This window comes from Brevibacillus sp. YAE8, assembly GCF_057543335.1.
Map to the genome: position 1 here is coordinate 65,113 of NZ_BAAIYG010000009.1, position 21,538 is coordinate 86,650.

The following is a 21,538-nucleotide window of genomic DNA, read 5'->3' on the forward strand; positions in this document are numbered from 1 at the left end:
CATTTTTGCATGGAGGATACTCCATTATAGCATTTTTCACGCTCTCTTCGCCGGTTTCGCTCAGATCGTAACAGAAGTGTCATACATTTGCAAAAGCAAGCCTTGTTTTTCCGGCTCTGTTTTCTCGGCTTCGCCGTCGGGGTTTTTGGCGCGGGACGGCTGGCGCTGTGCCGGGGCTTGGCTGCTGCGTGTTGGTCAGACTGAGTACGAGCGGCATGGGCTGCCTGCACCATGGCTCGCTTGCCGCGATGCCGCTGTCCTTTTTCGCCTGGTCGCTGTTCATGGCGCGGGACGGTTGGCGCTGTGACGGGGCTTGGCTGCTGCGTGCTGGTCAAGACTGCTTACGAGCGGCATGAGCTGCCTGCACCATGGCTCACTTGCCGGGATGCCGCTGTCTTTTTTCGCCTGATCGCTGTTCATGGCCTGGAACGGCCAAAACGCGACGCGCAAAAGCACGCGCTGGCGAGCGCCGATTCAAACAGGCGCGGCGACTGGCCGTTGGACTGGCCGTTGGGCGGCGCCTTGGTATTTTGGTATTTTGGCATTTTGACGCTTTTGTGCTTTGGTGATTTGGTGATTTGGTGATTTGACGCTTTGCCACTTTCCCGCTTTTCCCGCCGCAGAAAAAGCCGCTTTTTTTCCTCCCCGTCCCTCGCGCCTTCATGGTTTCTCCACATTCCTTTGCTACGCTTTTTTCGAAAGTGCGCAAAGGAGGACGCCAGAATCATGAACAAATCATCGTTACGAAGCACAGCCTTCCCGCTTTTGCTGGGCGGTCTGCTGCTTCTGTCCGCCTGCTCGACCGAGCAAGCGACGACCGCGGGCCACGCCGGGCACGACATGGGAGCCGACCAAAGCGCGACGCAGCAACCGGCTGCTCCCTCCCAACCGATGACTGCGTCAGGCGACAATGCCATGGAGGTGCTGACGGGCAATACGTTCACCCTCACGGCAAAAGAGAGCATGCTGCACCTCGACGACCAGACGATGAAAACAGCCTGGACCTACAACGGAACCGTCCCTGGACCGCAGCTTCGCGTCAAGCAGGGCGAGACGATTTCCGTCACCTTGAAAAATGGACTGCCGGAGCCGGTGACGATCCACTGGCACGGGCTGCCTGTGCCAAACAACATGGACGGCATCCCCGGTGTCACGCAAAATGCGGTGAAGCCAAACGAAAGCTTCACCTACCGCTTCAAGGTCGACGTGGCGGGAACGTACTGGTACCACTCGCATCAAAACAGCTCCAGGCAGGTCGACAAAGGGCTGTACGGCTCGCTCGTCGTCGAGCCGAAAACGCCGGAGCCAGCAGACAAAGACGTCACGCTCGTCCTCGACGAATGGATGCAGGACGACAGCATGGCCGAAATGCACGGTGGCGGCGGCTCGATGGCAGGCATGAACCACGGTGCTGACCACGCCGCTCCCGCCACCTCTGCTGCGAGCGGCCACGACATGGCGAACATGAGCGACGCGAAAATGATGCCGCTCATGTACACGATCTTTTCCGTCAACGGGAAGACGGGACCTGCCATCGCTCCGCTGCGCGTGAAGGAAGGCGAAAAAGTCCGCATCCGCCTCATCAATGCCGGGTATTTGTCGCACAAGCTGAACCTGCAAGGACATGCGTTCCAAATCGTTTCCACGGACGGGCAGCCGCTGCACAATCCGCCGCTCACGAGCGGACAGTTGCTCAACATCGCCCCCGGCGAGCGCTACGATCTCGAATTTGTAGCGAACAACCCGGGAACATGGCTGCTGGAGGAGCGAAGCGACAACCCTGGCGCCAAATCGCTTGCCGTGCCTATCGTCTACGAAGGCTACGAAGCGGCGCAGGCCAAACCGGAGTCGGGTCAACTCCCGGTCATTGATCTCACCCGATACGGCGAAGCGGCCCAAAGCAGCTTTTCGCTGGAGCAGCCGTACGATATCACATACCGAATGGACTTGAACACCGACTCGCGCGACGGGCAGATGGTGTTTACGATCAACGGCCAAACGTTCCCGAACGTCCCTCCGCTGGATGTAAAAAAAGGCGACCGGGTCAAGGTGACCATCGTCAACAACTCGCCGGAGGACGTCCACCCGATGCATTTGCACGGACACTTCTTCCAGGTGCTGAGCAAAAACGGCCAGCCCGTGTCCGGCTCGCCGCTGGTCAAGGACACCTTGAATGTGCTGCCAGGCGAGTCCTACGTCGTCGCCTTTGCGGCTGACAATCCCGGCGAGTGGATGTTCCACTGCCACGACCTGGGGCATGCGGCCAAAGGGATGGTGTCCGAGGTCAAATACGCGGGCTTCCAGCGGGACTTCGTCGTCGATTCGACCGTCGGCAACATGCCGGAGTAACAACATTCGCGCTTGCACCCGCTACGGCAAAAACGAAAACCGCTACGCACAAAAAAAGCAGGACGCCATCCATCTGGCTCCTGCCTTTTTGCTTTTTGGAACAGAAACGACGGAAGCGCCGTTTCTTCGCAAAGCGCCGCACGTGCGCCCCGCTGGACTTTTGCACCTAGCCAAAAGCGGTCTTGCCCAAAGCTTGAGCTCGCTTACACAACCTCGCTCGCAAGCGTCTCGCGCCATTGCACGCCTGCGGGAAAGACGCTCTGCACGTGCTTTCGCAACTGTTCGTCTCTCCACAACTCCGGGCTCAGTATGGAGACGATGCCTCTGTCCTCGCGGGTGCGAATCAGGCGGCCAATCCCTTGGCGCAGTCGCAGCAACATGTACGGCAGGTCGACCTCTTCCATCGGCGACGCTGCGCTTTTTCGCTTGGCGGCAAACACCGGATCGTTCGGCGGAAACGGCAGCGACCAGATGATGACGTTCGAGAGAGACGGCCCCGGCACATCCAGCCCTTCCCATAGCGAGACGGCGCACAGGATGCTTTCCTCGTCGTTTTGAAAACAGGAGATCAGGTGGCTGATTTCCGCGTCGCCTTCGTACAAAAAACGCATCGAGGCACACGCAGGGTACGCTTCCGCCGCGTTTTTGAACTCCCGCATTTCTTCCAGGGAGGAAAACAAAAGCAGCGCGCGTCCCCCGGTTTTTTGCAGCAAGGCGACAGCCAGCTCCATTTTTTCGGCAAACGGCTGCGTACAGGACAGCGGCGGAACGAAAGCTTCCATCTGCTCCGCGTAGTCGTACGGGGAAGCGACGGAAAACGACAAGTAGTCTTCAATGCCCAGGCTGTCCGCGATGTAGGCAAACGAATTTTCTACCGACAAAGTCGCAGACGAGAAAACGATCGGCATGTTTTGCGAGAAAACGCGCTCCCGGAGCACTTCCTGCACCATTTTGGGCATGACGACCAAGGTCGGGCCTGTCCACTCTTCGCTCATCCAGGAAATGACGTGATCGGGCCGCTGGAACAGGCCGAGAGCGAGCTGCATCATTTCCAGATGCTCCTCGACGATCCGCAACTGAAAGTCGTCCAGCGTGTACAGGCCGCTCTCCAGCGCCAGCTCCTCTTCAATCGAGCCAATCAGGCTCGTAAAGCGGTGAATGGCTGCAATCAGTTCGGGATGAAACACGATTTCCTTGCGCGCGGAGCCCGCGACTGGCTTGCTCTCGGCGTTCAAGCGCGAAAACAGTTCCTCGCTCTGGATGATCGCTTCTTCGATGGCGACGGCCAGCGACTCCCTGATCTCTCCTTGCAGCAGCCGCGTAATGATCTCTTCAAAAACGGCGTGGTTCAGCTTGTAGGTCAACGCCTTTTGCGCGGCAGGCTCCAGCAAATGCCCTTCGTCAAAAATGACAGAGCTGTGGCTCGGCAAAAGCGGAAGCTGTCCGCCCCGCTTTCTCGCCTCGTACGTCCAGACGTGCTCCATGTAAAAATCATGCGAACAGATGATGAGATCGGCAGACTTGCGGTAGTGGTCGCGCGACAGCGTCTGTCCGCACCGATGCTGCCTGTCGCAGACAAAGCAGTCCTGGAACGCATCCCAGTTCATCTTCGCCCACTGCTGGTCGTTCAATGCCGCGTAAGCACTGCGGTCCCCGTACGGATAAAACGACTGGAGCGCTTCGTGCGTGTGCACAAAAGACGGCAGCCCCTCGTAAATTTCCTGGAAAACTTCATCGCCATCCAGTTGGTGACGGGCCTCGTCCAGCTTCCGCAAGCAAATATACTGGTCCGGCGATTTTCCCAGTCGCGCGTCAATCGTCAGGTTGAGGTGCCTGGCCAGCTTGGCGATGTCCCCTTCCGGCTTCACGAGCTGCTCGATCAGCGACTCGTTGGCACAGGCGATGATCGCCGGCTTTCTCATATAGCGGGCATAGCAGACCGCGTACAGCAGGTAGGCGAGCGTTTTGCCCGTCCCGACTCCCGCCTCGGCGAAAATCGTCCGCTTTTCCTGGAAGGCCCGTTCAAGCTGAAACGCCATGTAGATTTGCTCATCGCGGACCTCGAAGCCCGCCTCTGGCAACGTATCGTAAAAAACGTCCGCTACCCAGTCGCTCACCTGCGGGATGAACGGCTGGGCCGGATCGTGGGCAAAAGGATACCGTTCCACTTCAGACCTGCCTCCATTATGGTAAAAGAATCATCGAGCAATGATGCCAAAGTGTAATGATGACATGACTTGTGGAGAAACACAAGACGTCAGGAGCGAAAAAATCGCGATTCGTGGTAAGATGAAAGAGGAACACCGAAGGAAAATGTAGGAGTGAATGCGACAATGGACAAGGTCATGTTTATCGAAATCGGAATGGGGATTGATCTCCACGGGCAAAACGTCACGAAAGCAGCCGTTCGCGCTGTCCAAAACGCGATCCATCACAATTCGATGCCAGGGCTGCGCTCCGTGCTGCCCGGAAACGATATTCACAATATGAAGGTCAACGTCCGCCTCGCTGTGCCAGCCGACCGCGACAAGCTCGATCTGGACACCGTGCGCGCCGAATTGCCGTACGGAGAAGTGTCGTTTGAGGTCGTGGACGGCGGCATGCTGACGTCAAGCGGCGTCGTGATCGCGGAAAAGGATGACAAGAACGATCTGGCTTACGTCGTCATTGCCTCTGTGGAAGTAGGCTACTAGGCTAGGCCGAGCCGGATTGGGCTGGGCTGGGCGACACGAAGGCGGTCAAGCTGCCTAAAGCGAATCGGGATGGTGCTGATAGCGTTCGAGGTCAATCTCCCCTGCCTCGGAGACTGCTACGCCTTCGCCTTCCAGCAGCATTTTTTGCAAATTCATGGAATCGCGGTCCTGCAATCCGATTTTGCCTTTGGCATTGATGACCCGATGCCACGGAAGCTTGTATTTTTGCGACATGGAGTGGAGAATCCGCACAATTTGTCTGGCTCCGCGCGGACTTCCCGCCAAGGCGGCGATCTGTCCGTACGTCATGACGCTACCCGGCGGGATGCTGGCGATGATTTTTACGGCTCGCTCTGTAAATTCGGTCATTTCCTGCGCTCCTATCTTTCTTGTAAAAAGATGACGTTGAAAAAGGCTTGTGACGGTTTCGCCATCACAAGCCTTTTTTCCTGTTTGCCTGCGCGAACGGCTGGCCCGGCTACAACTAGAACAGCCTTTCCAGTTCGTCTACCAGGCTGCCCACGTAGGCGACAGCGTCGCGGATCGGCTGCGGCTGGGACATGTCCACTCCCGCCTTTTGCATCAGTTCAAGCGGCTTCAAGGTGCCGCCCGCCTTCAATACTTCCAGCCAGCGATCGACGGCTGGCTGTCCTTCCTCTTTGATGCTCGCTGCCATCGCGGTGGAAGCGGTCAAGCCCGCCGCGTACGTGTACGGGTACAGCCCCATGTAGTAGTGCGGCTGGCGCATCCACGTCAAGCTGGCTGCCTCGTCAAGCTCCACGGCGTCTCCCCAGAACTCCGCCAACACTTGCCCTTTCCATTCCGACAGCTTTTTTGCCGTCAGCGGCACGTCGTTTTGCGCCGCCTCGTACACTTTGCGCTGCATGCGGCCTTCCAGCAAGTGCGTCACGAAGTTGTGGTAGTACGTATTCATCAGTTGCAAAATCACCCAGCGCTTGAGGCGCGGATCGTCGGACTGCGCCATGATGTGCTGCCCCAGAAGCAGCTCGTTGATCGTCGACGGCGCTTCGATAAAGTACAAGGACGGACGCGAATTGGTATAGCTTTGCTCGCGGGTCGCCAGCGTGAAATGGCCGCAGTGCCCCAGCTCGTGAGCCAGCGTGAAGGCGCTGCGCATGTTGCCCGACCACGTAATGAGGATGTAGGAGTGGTTGCCGTACGGTGTCGTGCAAAACGCTCCTGTCGATTTGCCCACGTTGTCCACGTAGTCGATCCAGCGTTCGTTCAACGCCTTTTCCATGATTGCGGAGTATTCCGGTCCCATTACTTGCAAAGCAGACTGAATCAGGCGGCCCGCTTCCTCAATCGTAATCGGCGGGCTGAATTCCGGATCAAGCGGCGCCTTCAGGTCGCAGAATTTCAGCTTTTCAAGCCCCAGCTCGCGCGCCTTCAGCTTGGCGTAGCGGCGCATGTGCGGCGCCAGCTCTGTGCCGATGATATCGAGAATGTTGTGGTACATGTCCAGTGTTACTTGCTGCGTGTGCAAGAGCATGTCAGTCACTGTCTCGAAGCCGCGCAGCCTGGACAGCACGGTTTGCTTTTTCACCTCAGTGGCGTACACAGCGGCAAACGAGTTTTGGTAGGCAGCAAGCGTGTTTGAAAACGATTCGTAGGCAGCCCGGCGCAGCGTCGTGTCCGCAGACATTTCGTAGTCGGCTTCAAACAGGGCAAAAGACACCGGGCGCTCTGCTCCGGCCCCGTCCTGCACGGGCGCAAATGACATATCGGACAGCTTCCCGCGCTGGTAGATCGTGTACGGAGCGCCGAATACTTCGCCGAGTGCGGCAAGCGACGCTTCGGTTTCCGCAGACAGCCGATACGGCTTGGTTTCCAGCAGATCGGAAAGGCTTTTGCGGAAAGGCGCAAGACCCGGCTCTTCTTGCAGGAACTTCTCGATCGTGCCGTCCGGCAAGGCCAAAATTTCCGATGGCACAAACGAAAGCTCTGCGTTCAGCCTGGAGACGACGTCCCCGACACGCGCGGAATTTGCCTGATTTTGCGGATTGGTTCCGTCCTCGGATGAGCGCAGGCGAGCATAGGTAGCTGCAAGATTGGCGCGAACCTCGATCGCTTCTTTTGCTTCCAGGCAGGCCAGCAATGTTTCTGCGCCTGTGTGCAGTTGCCCTTTGAAAGCCGTTACGGCCGGCAGTTGGCTGATAATCTCGTCCAGCTCCTGCTCCCACGCTGCTTGACTGGCAAATAAGTCATCCAGATTCCATGTATATTCCACGGCTACCTGGTCACGCGTCTGTCTCGTCTTCACTGTGTCTGCCTCCTTATGATTCCTACAATAAAATGTTTTCTATTATTCAAGTTTGATTCTCGTTTGAATTTTCCTCCCATTCCAAAAAATAAATAAACGAAAAATGTCGCGAAAACTTCCGTAATCTGTCTGTTTCTGCGCTTTCCAAGGAAATTTTTTCAAAATGACTAGCGAGCAACTCCCGTTGTGCAGGTATAATAGAGAGGTGCTGAACGCAAGTGAAAAGGAGGCTTTCCTATGTCTTTCGAGCTTTTGTTTGACCGCTATGCCGATCTCGCTGTAAAAGTCGGCGTCAATGTACAGCCGATGCAAACACTGGTTGTGACTGCTCCGCTCTCCGCTGCTCCGTTCGTGCGCAAGGTGGCGCGCAAAGCGTATGAAGCAGGAGCCAAACACGTACATATCGACTGGACCGATGACGAGCTGACCCGCATGAAATACGACCTCGCGCCGGATGAAGCTTTTGCCGATTACCCGCAGTGGAAGGCAAAAGGGCTGGAGGAGATGGCCGAAAACGGAGCGGCGTTTTTGTACATCAACTCGACCAACCCGGATTTGCTCAAAGGTGTCAAGCTGGAGCGAATCGCGACTGCGAACAAGGCAGCGGGACAAGCGTTGCGGACGTTCCGCAACTACACCATGTCGGACAAGGTAAGCTGGAGCGTGATTGCTGTCCCGTCGCCGGAATGGGCGGCCATGGTGTTTCCTGACTTGCCCGCCGACGAACAGGTGCCTGCCCTGTGGGACGCGATTTTCCGGGCGACGCGCGTGGACACGGACGATCCTGTTCAGGCGTGGCACGAGCATCATGCCACGCTGAACAGCAAAGTAGAGCAACTGAACGCCAAGCAGTACCGCTACCTCCACTACGAGGCGCCGGGCACGCAATTGACCATTGAGCTGCCTGACCGTCACATCTGGATCGGCGGCGGCAGCGTGAACGAAAAAGGCGCGGCGTTCATGGCGAACATGCCGACCGAGGAAGTGTTCACCGCGCCGAAAAAAGACGGCGTAAACGGAACCGTCCGCAGCACGAAGCCTTTGAGCTATCACGGCAATGTGATTGAAAATTTCACCTTGACGTTCGAGCAGGGCAAAATCGTCTCGGTCAGCGCGGAAAAGGGCGAAGAAGCCTTGAAGCAACTCGTTGCGACCGATGAAGGCTCGCACTATCTCGGCGAAGTCGCGCTTGTGCCGCACCAGTCTCCGATCTCGTTGTCCAACATCATTTTTTACAACACGCTGTTTGACGAAAACGCCTCGAATCACCTCGCGATCGGCAGCGCCTACTCGGTCAACATCGAAGGCGGCGCAGCGATGAGCCAGGAAGAGCTGGCAGCCCGCGGCATCAATACGAGCCTGGTGCACGTCGACTTCATGATCGGCTCCGCAGAGATGAACATCGACGGCGAGACAGCGGACGGCGTGCGTGAGCCGCTGTTCCGCAACGGCAACTGGGCGTAAGCCAAATGAGCCGAACGGCACGCTTTCAGCCAACCAAAAAGAGGATCAGGCCCTGTCGGGAGCCATGATCCTCTTTTTGGTTGCCTACGCAGGCGTGATGATCGGATACAGCCTGCCTTGCATGGCAAAGGACGCCTTTCCCGTCTCCTCGGAGACGACGATCACCAGCGCGTCGCTCTGCTCGCTCAGGCCCAGGGCGGCGCGGTGCCGTGTCCCGAGCTTTTTTTCGCCGACGGCAATGTGCGACAACGGCAGGACGTTCGCCGCAGAAACGATCTGATTGTCCCGCACGTACACCGCCCCATCGTGCAGCGGACTGCCCGGAAAAAAGATCGACTCCAGGAGCGAATAGCTCAAAACAGCCCCGATGGGAATGCCCGCCTGCAAATGCTCGGCCAGGGAGTCGTCGCGCTCGATGACGATCAGGGCCCCTTGGCGTTTTTCGGCCAAATGCTGCACGGCAATCGTCAAGTCTATGTATTTTTCCGTGTACGGCGCGAGATAGCATTGCAAGTAAAACGAGGCAGCCACTGTCTCCAGTCGGCTAAATCTGCTGCGTATATGGTCGAACGTACCGAGCAAGCAGCCTTCCTCTTGGTCGAGGGCGAGCAGACTTTGCTCCATCGCCTGGGAAATGCTGAGCAGCTCTTGCTTCAGCTCGGCTTTCAAGGAAGATGAATCGCAGTTTACGTGCACGCAGGAAACCTCTCCCTCCTGTGTTCTCGACTACCCGACTGCTCCTTGCCTTGATTGTTCCCCATCCCGTGCGCTTTCATCCTGCTATCCTCTCGCGAAAGAGCCTGGCGCGCCTCGTCGCAAAAGAAAGCGGGTCAGATGGAGGAAAGCGCCCTTTTTCCCAGAAAAACAGGCGGATTACCCTTCCTTATGATGAGCGGATGCAGCGAATAAAGACGCCCGCCGCTTGCAGCGCCTGGCGAATGCTCTCTGCAAATGCAAGCGCGTGCGCACCGTCCCCGTGGATGCAGATCGTGTCCGCGCGAATCGGCACGTCGACGCCTTGCAGCGACTGCACCTTGCCTTCTGTCACCATGCGCACGACCTGGGCTAACGACTCGGCTTCGTCGGCGATCAGCGCGTCTGGCTGCGTCCGCGGCGTCAGCGTGCCATCCGCCTGGTACGTCCGATCTGCAAACACTTCGTGCGCGGTGCACAGCCCGATTTTTTCCCCGGCCCGCGTCAATTCGCTGCCAGCCAGTCCGAACAGAACGAGCTCCGGATTGACCCGGTAAACCGCCTCGGCGATCGCCTCGGCCAGCGCGGGACGCGTCGCTGCCATGTTGTACAAGGCTCCGTGCGGCTTGACGTGCTGCATGACGCCTCCTTCCGCCTGGACGAACGCTTGCAGCGCGCCAATCTGGTAGACGACCAGCTCGTAGGCGTCCTGGGCGGAGATGTCCATGTTGCGGCGGCCGAACCCGACCAGATCGGCCAGTCCGGGATGCGCCCCGATTGCCACCCGGCTCTCGATGGCCAGCTTCACCGTTTTTCGCATCGTGGAAGGGTCGCCCGCATGAAAGCCGCAGGCGATGTTCGCGGAGCTTACATGCTGCAAAATCGCCTGATCGTTGCCCAGTCGATACGCCCCAAAGCTCTCCCCCATGTCACAGTTCAAATCGACAACCTTCATTTGCTCTGCCTCCATCCCGCGTTGATTTGGATTCCCAGCTTGATTTGTTGCAGCTCGGTTTCTTGCTCGTACAGCGCCTGCTGGGCTTTACGCAAAGACACTTCCTGAAACTGCACGCGATCGCCCGGCCGCAACTGCGCCAAAATCGGCAAGTCAACGGTCGCCACATGGCCGATTTTCGGGTAGCCGCCAACCGTTTGCCTGTCCGCGAGCAAAATGATCGGCTGGCCGTTCGGCGGGACCTGGATCGTGCCCGTAGAGACGGCGGCGGAAATCAGTTCCAGCGGCGACTCCAGCGCAAGCTGCGGCCCTTCCAAACGATAGCCCATTCTGTCGGATTGCGCCGCGAGCTGATACGGCGTCGCGAAAAACTGTCGGCGGCTCTCCTCGGAAAAATAGCCGAACTCCGCTCCGCGCATGACCCGGACGACCGCGTCTTTTTGGTACGGAAAAACATGCTGCGGGACAAACCAGTCCATCTCGCCGCAACCAGCGTTTCGCGCTTTGCTTTTCGCTTGCAACTGCTCTGCGAAAAACAGCGCCAGCTCGCTCGGCTTGCCTGGCTCGAGTCGGTCTTTTTCCCGGAGCGTCCTGCCCCATGCCCCGCCAAAGCCCGCCCGGACATTCGTGCTGCGGCTGCCCATGACGAGCGGAACCTCCCAGCCGCCCGCAATGGCAAGGTAGGCGCGACAGCCTTTTTTGGCATGGGCAAACTTCAGCGTGCTGCCTTTTTTCACCCAGACAGGACGGTTGCTGTGGATGCGCACGCCGTCTATAGCAGGCTGCATGTCCGCTCCACACACGGCCAAGAGCGCATCCTGGTGAAACAACAGCACTGGCCCTTTTACCGTCAGCTCCAGAACGGCGGCGTTCGGCTCGTTGCCGACGAGCATGTTTGCCATGCGCATCGCCAGCGTGTCCATCGCCCCGCCGACGATCACCCCGTGCCGCTGGTACCCGTATCGGCCCAAATCTTGAACGGTCGTGTACAAGCCTGGTGATAGGACTTCGATGCTCATGGTCATGGCCCGATCTGCCCCCATTTCCCGTATTGTTCCTCCGAGATCGGACAGAAGCGGACTCTGTCGCCTGCGCGCAGCAAGCTCGGCGGCTGTTCTTCCGGGCGGAACAGGCGCTCCGGTGTCCGGCCAATAATCTGCCAGCCCCCCGGACTCTCAATCGGGTAGACGCCCGTCTGCTCTCCCCCGATTCCGACGCTTCCCGGCGCAATCGCGGTTCGCGGCGACTGCCTGCGCGGGGTGGCAATGCGTTTGTCCAGTCCGCCCAAATACGGAAAGCCAGGAGCAAAGCCGATCATGTGCACGAGATACTCCTGCCCGGAGTGAATGCGGATCAGTTCATCCGGGGTGATGCCGTGATACGCGGCCACATCCAGCAGGTCAGGGCCAAACGCGCCGCCGTAGCAGACGGGAATCTCCACCAGCCGCGGCTTCGTCTGTTCATCCGCGCGAATGTGCACAAGCTGCCCCGCGAGCAGCGCCTTGAACCGCTCGTACGGCATGTCCGCTGCGCGCGGATCGTACCACGCCACCGGATCGTAATACACCGTGACAGACGTGTACCCCGGTACGTATTCGACCATTCCCGGAAGCGGGTGCTCTTCGAAATAGTCGGCGAGCGCCTTTACTTTTTGCTGTGTCGCCTGGTCAATGGCGTCTCCGAGCTTGATGACAATTCCCGAGTCGCCGAGTGGAAAAAACGCGACTTGCTCCAACCTACTCCCCTCCTATTCCATTTTTGTTCCGATAATCGGTATAATCATTCCGAATTTTAGAGTAAAGGAAAAGAGGAGTTGTCCTCCTCTTCGTATTAGCTGATTTGTCCGCCGCCTTCGACGATGTCTTGCTCCAGGCGCACCGCTGTTTCGATCGCGACTTGCAGTCCTTTGGCGATCGTCTCCACCGACATGCTCGGCTGGCCGGGGTGCTTCGCTGCCTGCTCGGGCAAGTACGGAATGTGGAGAAAGCCGCCGCGGATCGCCGCGTTTTGCTGCGCGAGCGTATGCATCAGTCCGTAAAAAAGGTGGTTGCACACAAACGTTCCTGCCGTTTGGGAAACGGAAGCGGGAATGCCGTTCGCCCTCATTTCCTTGACCATCGCTTTGATCGGCAGCGTGGACCAGTAAGCCGCTGGCCCGCCTTCCACAATCGGGGTGTCGATCGGCTGGTTTCCTTCGTTGTCGGGAATCCGCGCATCGTTAACATTGATCGCCACGCGCTCGACGGTAATGTCCGGCCGGCCGCCAGCCTGTCCAATGCAGAACACGAGATCAGGTTCCGTCTCGCGAATCGCTTGCTGCAAAAGCTCGATGGACTTGCCGAACACCGTTGGCACTTGTCTTGTTTCGATGCGATACCGTTCCGACCGGACGTCAGCCAGTCGCTTGACCGATTCCCACGCCGGGTTGATCGGCTCGCCGCCAAATGGGTCAAAGCCTGTTACCAAAATGGTTTTCATCGTCGCTCTCCCCTGTCCCTGCTATCTGTTTTATGAATCAGCTTCGCCTCGCTCGCCTCCAGCCCAGCGCCGTGGAAATGCGCTCTGCGGCAGCCGTCAAATGGGCGATCAGCGTTGGCAGCCGCTCCTCGGTGAACCGCTCCTGCGGTCCAGCGATGCTGATGCCTGCATGCAGACGACCCATGTGGTCAAAAATGGGCGCTGCGACCGCTACCGTATCGTTTTCCAACTCCGAATAGCTGATCGTGTACCCTTTTTCCCGCGCATCCGCCACTGCTTTGCGCAACTCGTCCCTGTCCGTGATCGTCCCGCGTCCAATCGGCGCAAGCTCCACTTCGCGCAAATACTGCTCTCTTTCCTTTTCTTCCAGAAAAGACAAAATAATTCGCGAACAGGCCCCGGCGTACAGAGGCGATCTGCGCCCGATCTTCGTATAGAGCCGTACCGGGTGTGGCGTATCGAGCTTTTCGATATAGATCGCTTCTTTTCCGTCCCGGACGATGAGATTGACCGCCTCTTCCACTTCGTCCCGCAGGGCGCTCATCACGGGCAAAGCGAGCTGGCGAATATCCAGCCGCTCGGACACCAACTGGCCGAACTGCAAAAACAACAGCCCGAGCGAAAATTTGCCGTCCTCGCCCCTCTGCAAAAAGCCCATTCCTTCGAGCGAGCCGATCATGCGATGGATCGACGTTTTCGGCATGTTCGTCAGCTCGACCATCTCGTTCAAGCTCAATCTGTCGTGGTCGATGAACAGATTGAGCAGCTCCATCGACTTCACGACTGTTTTGTTCTGGTTTTGTATCATGGACTTCTCCATCCTCGCGATCTGGTTGTTTTTGTCCATATTTTATCATTATTGTTGCCAGGAAGAAAAAACAACAGATGGTTTTTGCCTACAGCGAGACGAGATACAAAAGGATGATGTTGAACGCAAGCAAAACGAGCGCTGTCGGGAACTGCACGCGAATGACGTGGTTTTTGTCTTTCAAGTCGAGCAGCGCGGCGGGCACGATGTTGAAGTTCGCTGCCATCGGCGTCATGAGCGTGCCGCAGTAGCCCGCGAACATCCCGATTGCCGCCAGATGGTTCGCATCGACGCCGAACTGGCCGATCAATAGCGGAATGGCGATGCCCGCCGTCATGACCGGGAAAGCCGCGAACGCGTTGCCCATAATCATCGTGAACAGCGCCATGCCTACGCAGTAGGCGAAGACGACCCAGAACAAGGAATGCGTCGGAATAACGTGCGCAACCAGATCAGAGACGACCGTCCCGACACCTGCGCTGGTAAAAATCGTTCCGAGCGTAGCCAGCATCTGCGGCAGCACAGCCGCCCAACTGATCGCTTCCAGCAAGCGCCGCGATTCTTTGACAGGTGTCAACGGGTTGCTTTTGGTCAGCGCCATCCCGACGAGCAGCGAGATCAACGTCGCAAGCCCCAGCGAGACGAGCGTAATGTTTTTCTGGTCGAGCACGAACAGCTCGCCGATTTTCACGTCCTTGAAGCCGAGACTGCCGACAATCGTCAACAGCGGAATCAACAGCGCTGGCACGAACAGCCAGTTGCCCAGCCGCTGGCGGTTCTGCCTGCGCTCCTCAGCGGAGGCTTCGCCGTAGCTTCCCACCTTCAAGCCGCCCAAGCCGACGATCAGCACCATCACAATGACTAAAAGTCCCATGGCAAAAGGCGGGATGATACTGCCGAGCAGCAAGGAAATCCCGTAGAGCGCATAAAAAAGGCCAGAGGTGAAGCGGCGCCGATTTTTCTTGTCCACAAACGTAAACAGGCTGCCGCCAAGCGCAATCAAACCGAGAAATACATAGATCGCTTCCATCGAAATCCACATCGGTTATTCCCCCTTGCCTGTCGATGTGTGCTTGCTGTTGCGCTGTCCCAGCCGTCGGTCCAGCTTGCGGTCGAGCAAAATCAGGCGGATGCTGTGCACGACGAACGCGGCAATCGCGGTCGGAATGGCCCACATCGCCATTTGCAGCGGATCGGACGGAATGTTGTTCTGGTCGAAAAAGCCTTTCATCAATAAAATTGCGCCAATCGCGATAAAGACGTCCTCGCCAAAAAACACGCCGATGTTGTCGGCCGCCGCAGAGTGCGCGCGAATATTTTGCCGCACGTCGTCGGGGAGGTCTTTGCCGTACTTCGCCTCCGCCGCTCCTTCTGCCATCGGCGCGACGAGCGGCCGCACCATTTGCGCATGGCCGCCGATCGAGGTCAGGCCAAACACGGCAGCGACCTCGCGGATAAAAAAGTAGACGTTAATGATGCGGCCTGCCGTGGCGGCCTTGATTTTGGAGACGAGCGCTTCTGCCTGTTCGCGCAGTCCAAAGCGCTCCAATAGCCCGATGACGGGCAAGGTGGCGATAAAAATCGCCATGTAGCGGTTCGTTGTAAACGCCTTGCCAAATTGCTCGATGATCTCATACAGCGGCTGCTTGGCGAGCAGTCCGGTGGCAAGCCCCGCGACCGTCACCACCAGGAGCGGGTTGAGCCGCACGATGAAGCCGATAATCACGATTGCAACACCAATCAAAACCATGTTGGTAGTCTCCTCTCAAATGAGCGCTAATCTAAAGCGGGCGCTTGCGGATGAGGCCGATGCGAATGGTGCCATCTGCCTCGTGCTCCCGGATTTCCTCTATTGCTACTTTCCGATTTTTCATCCAGTCGGCAATTGCCTGGTGGACCACATGGTGGGCGTGTCGGCACGCTTGCAATTCTTTGCCATACACCGTCTCGTCGTTGACCTCTGTCATCAGGTCGGCTGTCACCCACTCCGGGAAGCGCTCGATCAGATCATGAGAGTTGCGGTTAATCGGGCTGTCCCGCGTGTAGGCAATGCTTCCGTTCGACAGCTCAATCGGAAAATGCTGCGGGTCAAAGTCATGGCCCCATCTGCGGTATGTGGCGAGCCAATCGACGTTGTCCTGCGCGACAGCCGCGTCCTGGTGCAGCGAAGCGGTGAGGGCTGCGCGCAGCGAAGTGTAGGCTTCGCGCTGCTCGGGGGTCGCCTCTGTCAGCGCGCGCCAGATCGTGTACATCCGCGCGCTCGGAATCCAGTACGAAACCGGGAAGCGCGGCGGGCTGTTGTAGCCGCTGAACGGCTGAATCCATTCGTGCGACGGAATCCCGTGGTCGTCGAGCACGATGTCAGGCGCCCAGCGCTCCCATACTTTCGGATAAATCCGGCTCTCGCCAAACGGCACGCCGCTTTGAAACCGATACTTGGCAAATTCCAGTCCGCATGCGTTGTAGCGGGCGGCGTGGTGCTTCCAGCACGGGTTGTCCTGCGCAAGCTGCGCGTGCAGCGCGGCTCCGTCGACGTTTTCCAGCGGGATGATGACGAGGTTGACCGCCTCCAGGACAGAAGGATCGTCTGCAAGCTGGGCGATCATTTGCAAAGCGGCGTTCGTGCTCGATACTTCGTTGGCGTGGTGCCTTGCGTTGATGAAAAACGTCGGCCTGTACAGCGCGTGCTTGGCCGTGCTCGTCGCAAAGCTGTGCTGCGCTTTTCGGGCGAACAGCTCGACGGCCCAAATCCAGCGGCCGCTCAGCGAAAAATCGAGCGGCACGACCTGTCCGGGCACTTGCTCGCGGTGTTGTGCGAGCCACTGCTCCACGTCCTCGCCTGTGAAAACGTCCTCCCAAAGCGACTTTCCCTTGGAAGCTTCTGTAGTAGCCTGCTGCGCGATTGGCTGCTGGTCGGCAGGCTGCGCTTGTGATTGCGCCATGGAAAAGCCCAGCCATGCCTGGCACTGCTCTCTCAGCGTAGCGTCCGCAATCCCTTCGAGCGTAACCGACCAGTCGGTTTCTTTGCGGCAAAGCCCGGTCGCTACCGCATCCCGAAACGGCATCCCCGCAAACGGGCGGATGACCGTCGCCGCGCCGCTCGCGTCGACCGCCGTGATCGCATGCTCCGTCGGAAAGGCGTACAAAGCGATCCGCGCCCACGGCTTGCCGCCCTGTTCGACGTGCATGAACGGCACGATTCCGCCAGGTGCGTCCCACTCCGGGTCCCCGACCTTTTTCCCGTGGTTGTGCATGGCGTGCAACGTGTAAAAGTAAATATCTTCGTGCAGCGCTTCCAGGACGGAGCTGTTCTCCTCCAGATGCGGCAGCTTTTTCTCCACGGCATCCATCCCGACATGGCATTCCAGCCGGGAAAACTTCGGCACGCCAGGATTGCCCCCTACCTGCCGGAAAATCATCGGCAGCACCTGCTCCTGGTACCATTGCCAAAAGCGATACGGATTGGTTGCAAACGGTTTCCTCGCAAGCTCGTTTTGCGTTTGCGCTTCCTTTACCCGGACGCCTGCAAACGGAACGAGCACACGACCGCGCTGCGGCTGATCCGGCATGTACGGCCTGCTCTCTGCCCAGCCTTCCCAGCTCCAGTCGGCAAGCACCTCTTTCGACTCGGCAAAAGCACACACGGAAAACATCGGAGCGGCAGAATCTTCTGCAAGCTGCAGGCGAATGCGTTCGAGCGGAAGCGACAGGCTGTCGGCCAAAATCGCATCAAACGGATACAGCTCCTGCAAAAAGCGGTGAACCAGGTCGAAGTGCTTGTCCGCTGGCCGAAACGCCCTCGCCCGCAGTTCGACGCTGTGCACGTCTTTGAGCTGGACGATTTGCGGCAACACCTCCTGCATGGCCCAGTTCAGCCCCGACTTGTTTGCGTCGCGAAACGCGAACCAGACTTCGACGCCGTAGCGCTCCCTGCATTGCCCGGCCAGCTTTTTCGCCCACGCCGCAAACGTCTGCTCGCTCGCCGTGGTCGTCACTTCGATCTCCAAAGCGGCTCCCCCGGAATGTTCGGCATGCTTTTGCACAACGGCCAACAAATAGTCTTCCATCTCTGCTAATTCGCCCGGATCGCTCCACTCCGCCGTCCAGACAGGCAGCTCTTCCGTAACCGCAAGCGGCACGGGGCCACCCGCTCGTCCACCGCCGCCCACATACTGCTCCCATACTTCTGTGGGGCGGGCCAAATGCTCCGGTACTTCCAGGCGCGCGATCTCTGTGCGCTCCCGCAGCGAAAACGTTTGCAAGCCAAGAGACGCGCGCAACGACAAATCTTGGCTGTCGCTCTTTAAGGCGAACAACCGCTGGCGCCAGCCGAAATGCTGTCCTGCGGAAAGCGGCGCAAATCCGTCTGCGAGCAGCTCGCGCACAAAACCGACCAGATGCAAAGCATCGCTCTCGATCCGCAACTGCTTGCCGTCCTCGGAAAGCTCCATACGGCTCTCTCCATGAGCAGCCGGGGCCGTTTTTGTTTCGAAGACAATCTCAAACCGCCCCGCCTCGTTTTCTTCCCCTGCACACCGCGTCACAGGCGTGCGCACATAGCCCGCAGACAAGGCGAGGCGCGCGCCAAGCTCCACGGCCGCCACCGTCTTCTCCAGCGAGCCATCCGGCATGGACAACAACACGTCCAGCGTCGGCAGCAGCTCCCCGTCGTTTTGCTCGTACAGCCCTTCTGTCGTAAACAGTTCGTGCAGCGAAAAAGTCCGGGAGCGGTTGTTGCCTGGAATGGTCGCCGTCTTTTCGGCGGTCAACGGAGCCGCCGGTTTTGGCGCAATCAAAATCGCGCGCTGATGGCCGAAGCCCGCCTGCTCTATTGCATCTTGCCTGTACTCCCCGGATACGAGCGCGCGTGCCGAAAGCAACGTCATTTGCGGCGATGTGCCTGTAATGACGAGAATCGACTCGTCTTCGCCCTCGCTCACATACAGAATGCCTGCCTCTTTTTCGCCGTTGTCCCGCAGCTTGTGCAGAGCGAGTAGCGCCGCTTTGCGTTCGCCCAAAACCGAAGCAAGCCATGCCTGCTCGTACCCTACGACGATCCGCAAAGTACGCGGCTTGTCCCCCTGTACCGGGAGAGCCTGTTCATCGAGCTGATCGAAAATGAACAAGTGCTCAAAAATCGGCAGCGGCAAGTCGGTCAGGTGCAAACCGATCCGACTGGCCAGCTCTGCCATCGCGGCAGATTCCCAGCTCGTGCGCTCGGACGGAACCGTGATTTTCGAGACGATTCCGTCAGGGGCGCTGCTCCCTTTGCTGGCCCGAAAAAAGCCGTTCGTACTCCACAGCTCGTCTATCCTCACCTTGCCTCACCCGTCTTTCTCATTTTGTTCCGAATTTCGGAACTACTATTTCATATTCAGTAAACAAATCATAAATTCATAATGCTTAAAAATCAATAGATCATTTTCAAGTTTCAGAAAAGATAATCAGTTAGGAATGGCAGACACGCAGAAAAAAGCAAGCATCTGCTGCTTGCCTGTCCTGTTTGCGCCTGACTGGCCTAGCCGGCCACGCTCGCCGTTAATGAATATTTTTTTTCTTGAACCGCCCTCCCGATACGTCGTGAATATGGCCGATCGCGAGAAACGCGGATGCGTCGATCTCCTCCACGATTGATTTGAGCTTGGCTTCCTCCAGCCGGGTGATGACACAGAAAATGACTTTTTTGTCGTCCCCGGAGTAGCCGCCCTCTCCGCGCAAATACGTAATCCCCCGTCCCAGCCTGGCAGACAGCGCGTCCCCGATTTCGTTCGGATAGTCGCTAATAATCCAGACCGAGCGCGATTGTTCGAGGCCGACCATCGTCAAGTCGATCATTTTGTACGCGATATAGTAGGCAATCAGCGAGTACATCGCCCGGTCCCAGCCAAAGATGAAGCCCGCGCTGCCGAGGATGAAAATATTGAAAATCATTACGACTTCCCCGACGGAAAACGGACTTTTGCGCGTCAGCAAAATCGCGACGATCTCGGTGCCGTCCAACGACCCGCCTGCGCGAATCACCAGTCCGACGCCAATCCCGATAATGATGCCGCCAAAGACGGCAGACAGCAGCAAATCGTCGGTCAAGCTGGGAACGTGGTGCAAAAAATTCGTCCCGAGCGACATGACGGCTACCCCAAACAGCGTGGAGATCGCGAACGTTTTCCCGATCTGCTTGTAGCCGACCAACAAAAACGGCAAGTTGAACAGAAAGAGGAAAATCCCCAGCTTGATTCCGGTCAGGTGTGACATCATGATCGACAGACCTGTGACCCCGCCGTCGATGATCTTGTTCGGCACGAGAAAAATTTCCAGGCCGACGGCAACCATCAGCGCTCCGACGATAATCGCAAGCGCCCTTGTGACGATTCTTCGCTTTTTGGCCCGCTTATGGGTAATCGGACCCGTTTTTGCGGCTTCCATCAAAATCATCCTTACCCGTTTTTTTCTTTTCTGCATTCAGCTTTCCCCGCTTGCTCCAAAAATAGCCAGCCTGCTTTCAGCGGCTAGTAAGTCCTGCGGCTGGCTACCGATTTTGTAGGCGTTCCACAGCCCCAGCCTGCAAGCGGAACCACGCCAAATGCCGTCCCCGAGGGCGAACCGCCATCTTTTCGGCTGGCTGTATATACGCCCGCTTTCTGACATACGTGTTAGCGAAGGACCTTTTCGCGATCAAACCGTTTGGAGAAGAGGTGTGTTGGCATGGCTCCCTATCCCTCGCTCGGAAAAAGCCCGATCGATCAACTGTTTCTCGCGTACACAGGCTACAGCATCGGCACGGACGGCACTCCGCACTACCAGTTTTGGGAGTGCACCGACTTTTTGCCCTTGCTCTTCCATACCGATCCGGTGACCGGATTGGCGGACGGCGGCATGTTCACCGATTTTCTGTTTTTGGCTCTCGGGATTTTGAATCAGTCGGGGGAAGGCCGCTTTTTGGCGCGCAGCGACAAGGCTCCCGCTGGTTGGAACGAATGGTTGCGCTACATGGATGAGCTGTTCCTTGGCGACCGGAATCTCGACGCGCTCTGCCAGGCGGTGCGTTGCTCGCCGCTGTCGCGCACGAATGTGTGGGTGGCCCTGCCTTACCCGAATCCGCAGCAGTTTGGCGACGACGCCTACCGGATCGAGGCGGTCATCGAGTGGATGTGCCTGTTTCTTACGAGGTGGGCCAAAAAGCCGTGGGACGATTGCCTCTGCCTAAAAGGCTTCTACTGGCTACAGGAAAGTCTGTACTTCCAAGGGCCCAAGCACGACGACCGCCAAGTCATCCGGGCGGTCAACGACGCGATCCACGGCTGCACGCACGCCGGACGGATGCTTCGGAGCATCTGGATTCCGTATCAACAGGCGGCTGGCTGGAACGAGTGGGCACAGCTTGGCTTCGACCTCGCTTTTTTGCAACCGAACTACTACTTCAACCCGAAAAAAAGCGTGGATGCTTCCGCCGCCGCAAGCGAGGCAGCCGGAATGGGCGTCGAAATCGAGTTTGACCTCGGAGTCACCTACGATCGGGAAAAACGCGAGCGGCTGCTGGCGTACTTGCGGGCCGGAGCTTCCGGCGGGACAGACGGGCATGGCAATGCTTTCGGGCCTTTTCAATACGACGCGCCGCTCGCCTGGTACACGGGCGGCTGGTTTTTCGGCAAAAACGGGCGCAAGCAGGCGCTCGTCAGCTTGTACCAGTCAGGCGATCCGCTTTACGACGAGCTTTTCTCCTTTTTAAACGGAATCGCGCCGCCGTAACGATTCTTGCTTTTTCCATTCCCCGACTTTTGCGTTATAATGGAGGGATGACACTTCGTTCGGAGGAC

General features: G+C 58.0%; 19 protein-coding genes. 6 read left to right on the top strand and 13 right to left on the bottom strand.

Annotated features, from left to right (window positions below; all coding sequences use genetic code 11):
- Nucleotides 1-188: 188 nt before the first annotated feature.
- The 3 genes from AC27IT_RS13815 to AC27IT_RS13825 all read left to right on the top strand — a co-directional run bounded on the left by AC27IT_RS13815 (nt 189) and on the right by AC27IT_RS13825 (nt 2,349).
- Nucleotides 189-356 carry a hypothetical protein gene (locus AC27IT_RS13815; protein ID WP_429776945.1) on the top strand — a complete coding sequence of 56 codons (168 nt, stop codon included), beginning with the start codon at nt 189-191 and terminating at the stop codon, nt 354-356.
- A complete protein-coding gene (locus AC27IT_RS13820; protein ID WP_429776944.1) occupies nt 325-585 on the top strand; it encodes a hypothetical protein in 261 nt (86 codons plus the stop codon). The genes AC27IT_RS13815 and AC27IT_RS13820 overlap by 32 nt, the downstream gene beginning before the upstream one ends.
- 141 nt (nt 586-726) lie before the next feature.
- A complete protein-coding gene (locus AC27IT_RS13825; RefSeq protein WP_487091849.1) occupies nt 727-2,349 on the top strand; it encodes a multicopper oxidase family protein in 1,623 nt (540 codons plus the stop codon).
- A 203-nt stretch (nt 2,350-2,552) separates the two neighbouring features.
- Here AC27IT_RS13825 and AC27IT_RS13830 read toward each other — a convergent pair whose 3' ends face one another.
- Nucleotides 2,553-4,517 (bottom strand): ATP-dependent DNA helicase, encoded by a 1,965-nt coding sequence (locus AC27IT_RS13830; protein ID WP_487091850.1) that lies wholly within the window; start codon nt 4,515-4,517, stop codon nt 2,553-2,555.
- A gap of 165 nt (nt 4,518-4,682) precedes the next feature.
- On the opposite strand from AC27IT_RS13830, the gene AC27IT_RS13835 reads away from it, so the two are divergent.
- Nucleotides 4,683-5,042 carry a Lin0512 family protein gene (locus AC27IT_RS13835; protein ID WP_005835290.1) on the top strand — a complete coding sequence of 120 codons (360 nt, stop codon included), beginning with the start codon at nt 4,683-4,685 and terminating at the stop codon, nt 5,040-5,042.
- A 54-nt stretch (nt 5,043-5,096) separates the two neighbouring features.
- Here the strand turns inward: AC27IT_RS13835 and AC27IT_RS13840 are convergent, their stop codons facing one another.
- Both AC27IT_RS13840 and pepF read right to left on the bottom strand, forming a co-directional pair.
- Complete coding sequence (locus tag AC27IT_RS13840; RefSeq protein ID WP_005835296.1) at nt 5,097-5,411, bottom strand: MGMT family protein; 315 nt, start codon at nt 5,409-5,411, stop codon at nt 5,097-5,099.
- A gap of 115 nt (nt 5,412-5,526) precedes the next feature.
- Entirely contained in the window at nt 5,527-7,326 is a 1,800-nt protein-coding gene (gene pepF, locus AC27IT_RS13845) for an oligoendopeptidase F (RefSeq protein ID WP_005835298.1), read from the bottom strand.
- 237 nt (nt 7,327-7,563) lie between these two features.
- Between pepF and AC27IT_RS13850 the strand changes: the two genes are divergently transcribed.
- A complete protein-coding gene (locus tag AC27IT_RS13850; RefSeq protein ID WP_005835300.1) occupies nt 7,564-8,790 on the top strand; it encodes an aminopeptidase in 1,227 nt (408 codons plus the stop codon).
- An 84-nt stretch (nt 8,791-8,874) separates the two neighbouring features.
- Here AC27IT_RS13850 and cdaS read toward each other — a convergent pair whose 3' ends face one another.
- The 10 genes from cdaS to AC27IT_RS13900 form a co-directional block, all read right to left on the bottom strand.
- Nucleotides 8,875-9,486: a sporulation-specific diadenylate cyclase CdaS gene (gene cdaS / locus AC27IT_RS13855; RefSeq protein ID WP_005835302.1), complete on the bottom strand. Its 612-nt coding sequence runs from the start codon at nt 9,484-9,486 to the stop codon at nt 8,875-8,877.
- A 187-nt stretch (nt 9,487-9,673) separates the two neighbouring features.
- Nucleotides 9,674-10,438, bottom strand: a complete 765-nt coding sequence (locus tag AC27IT_RS13860; protein WP_005835304.1) for a LamB/YcsF family protein — start codon at nt 10,436-10,438, stop codon at nt 9,674-9,676.
- Complete coding sequence (locus AC27IT_RS13865) at nt 10,435-11,481, bottom strand: 5-oxoprolinase subunit C family protein (protein ID WP_007783584.1); 1,047 nt, start codon at nt 11,479-11,481, stop codon at nt 10,435-10,437. Before AC27IT_RS13865 ends, AC27IT_RS13860 begins: the two co-directional genes overlap by 4 nt.
- Entirely contained in the window at nt 11,460-12,173 is a 714-nt protein-coding gene (gene pxpB / locus AC27IT_RS13870; protein WP_005835308.1) for a 5-oxoprolinase subunit PxpB, read from the bottom strand. The genes AC27IT_RS13865 and pxpB overlap by 22 nt, the downstream gene beginning before the upstream one ends.
- 95 nt (nt 12,174-12,268) lie before the next feature.
- Nucleotides 12,269-12,916, bottom strand: coding sequence for a pyroglutamyl-peptidase I (pcp, locus tag AC27IT_RS13875; protein ID WP_005835309.1), 648 nt, complete (start codon nt 12,914-12,916; stop codon nt 12,269-12,271).
- A gap of 37 nt (nt 12,917-12,953) precedes the next feature.
- Nucleotides 12,954-13,724, bottom strand: coding sequence for an IclR family transcriptional regulator (locus tag AC27IT_RS13880; RefSeq protein WP_007783581.1), 771 nt, complete (start codon nt 13,722-13,724; stop codon nt 12,954-12,956).
- 88 nt (nt 13,725-13,812) lie between these two features.
- Nucleotides 13,813-14,766 (bottom strand): DUF979 domain-containing protein, encoded by a 954-nt coding sequence (locus AC27IT_RS13885; RefSeq protein ID WP_487091851.1) that lies wholly within the window; start codon nt 14,764-14,766, stop codon nt 13,813-13,815.
- A gap of 3 nt (nt 14,767-14,769) precedes the next feature.
- Entirely contained in the window at nt 14,770-15,474 is a 705-nt protein-coding gene (locus tag AC27IT_RS13890) for a DUF969 domain-containing protein (protein ID WP_005835315.1), read from the bottom strand.
- 31 nt (nt 15,475-15,505) lie between these two features.
- On the bottom strand, nt 15,506-19,042 hold the full coding sequence (locus AC27IT_RS13895; RefSeq protein WP_487091852.1) for a M14 family zinc carboxypeptidase: 3,537 nt from the start codon (nt 19,040-19,042) through the stop codon (nt 15,506-15,508).
- Between the two features lie 220 nt (nt 19,043-19,262).
- On the bottom strand, nt 19,263-20,147 hold the full coding sequence (locus AC27IT_RS13900) for a YitT family protein (protein ID WP_007783572.1): 885 nt from the start codon (nt 20,145-20,147) through the stop codon (nt 19,263-19,265).
- A 279-nt stretch (nt 20,148-20,426) separates the two neighbouring features.
- On the opposite strand from AC27IT_RS13900, the gene AC27IT_RS13905 reads away from it, so the two are divergent.
- Nucleotides 20,427-21,470, top strand: a complete 1,044-nt coding sequence (locus AC27IT_RS13905) for a DUF4855 domain-containing protein (RefSeq protein WP_487091853.1) — start codon at nt 20,427-20,429, stop codon at nt 21,468-21,470.
- Nucleotides 21,471-21,538 lie beyond the last annotated feature (68 nt).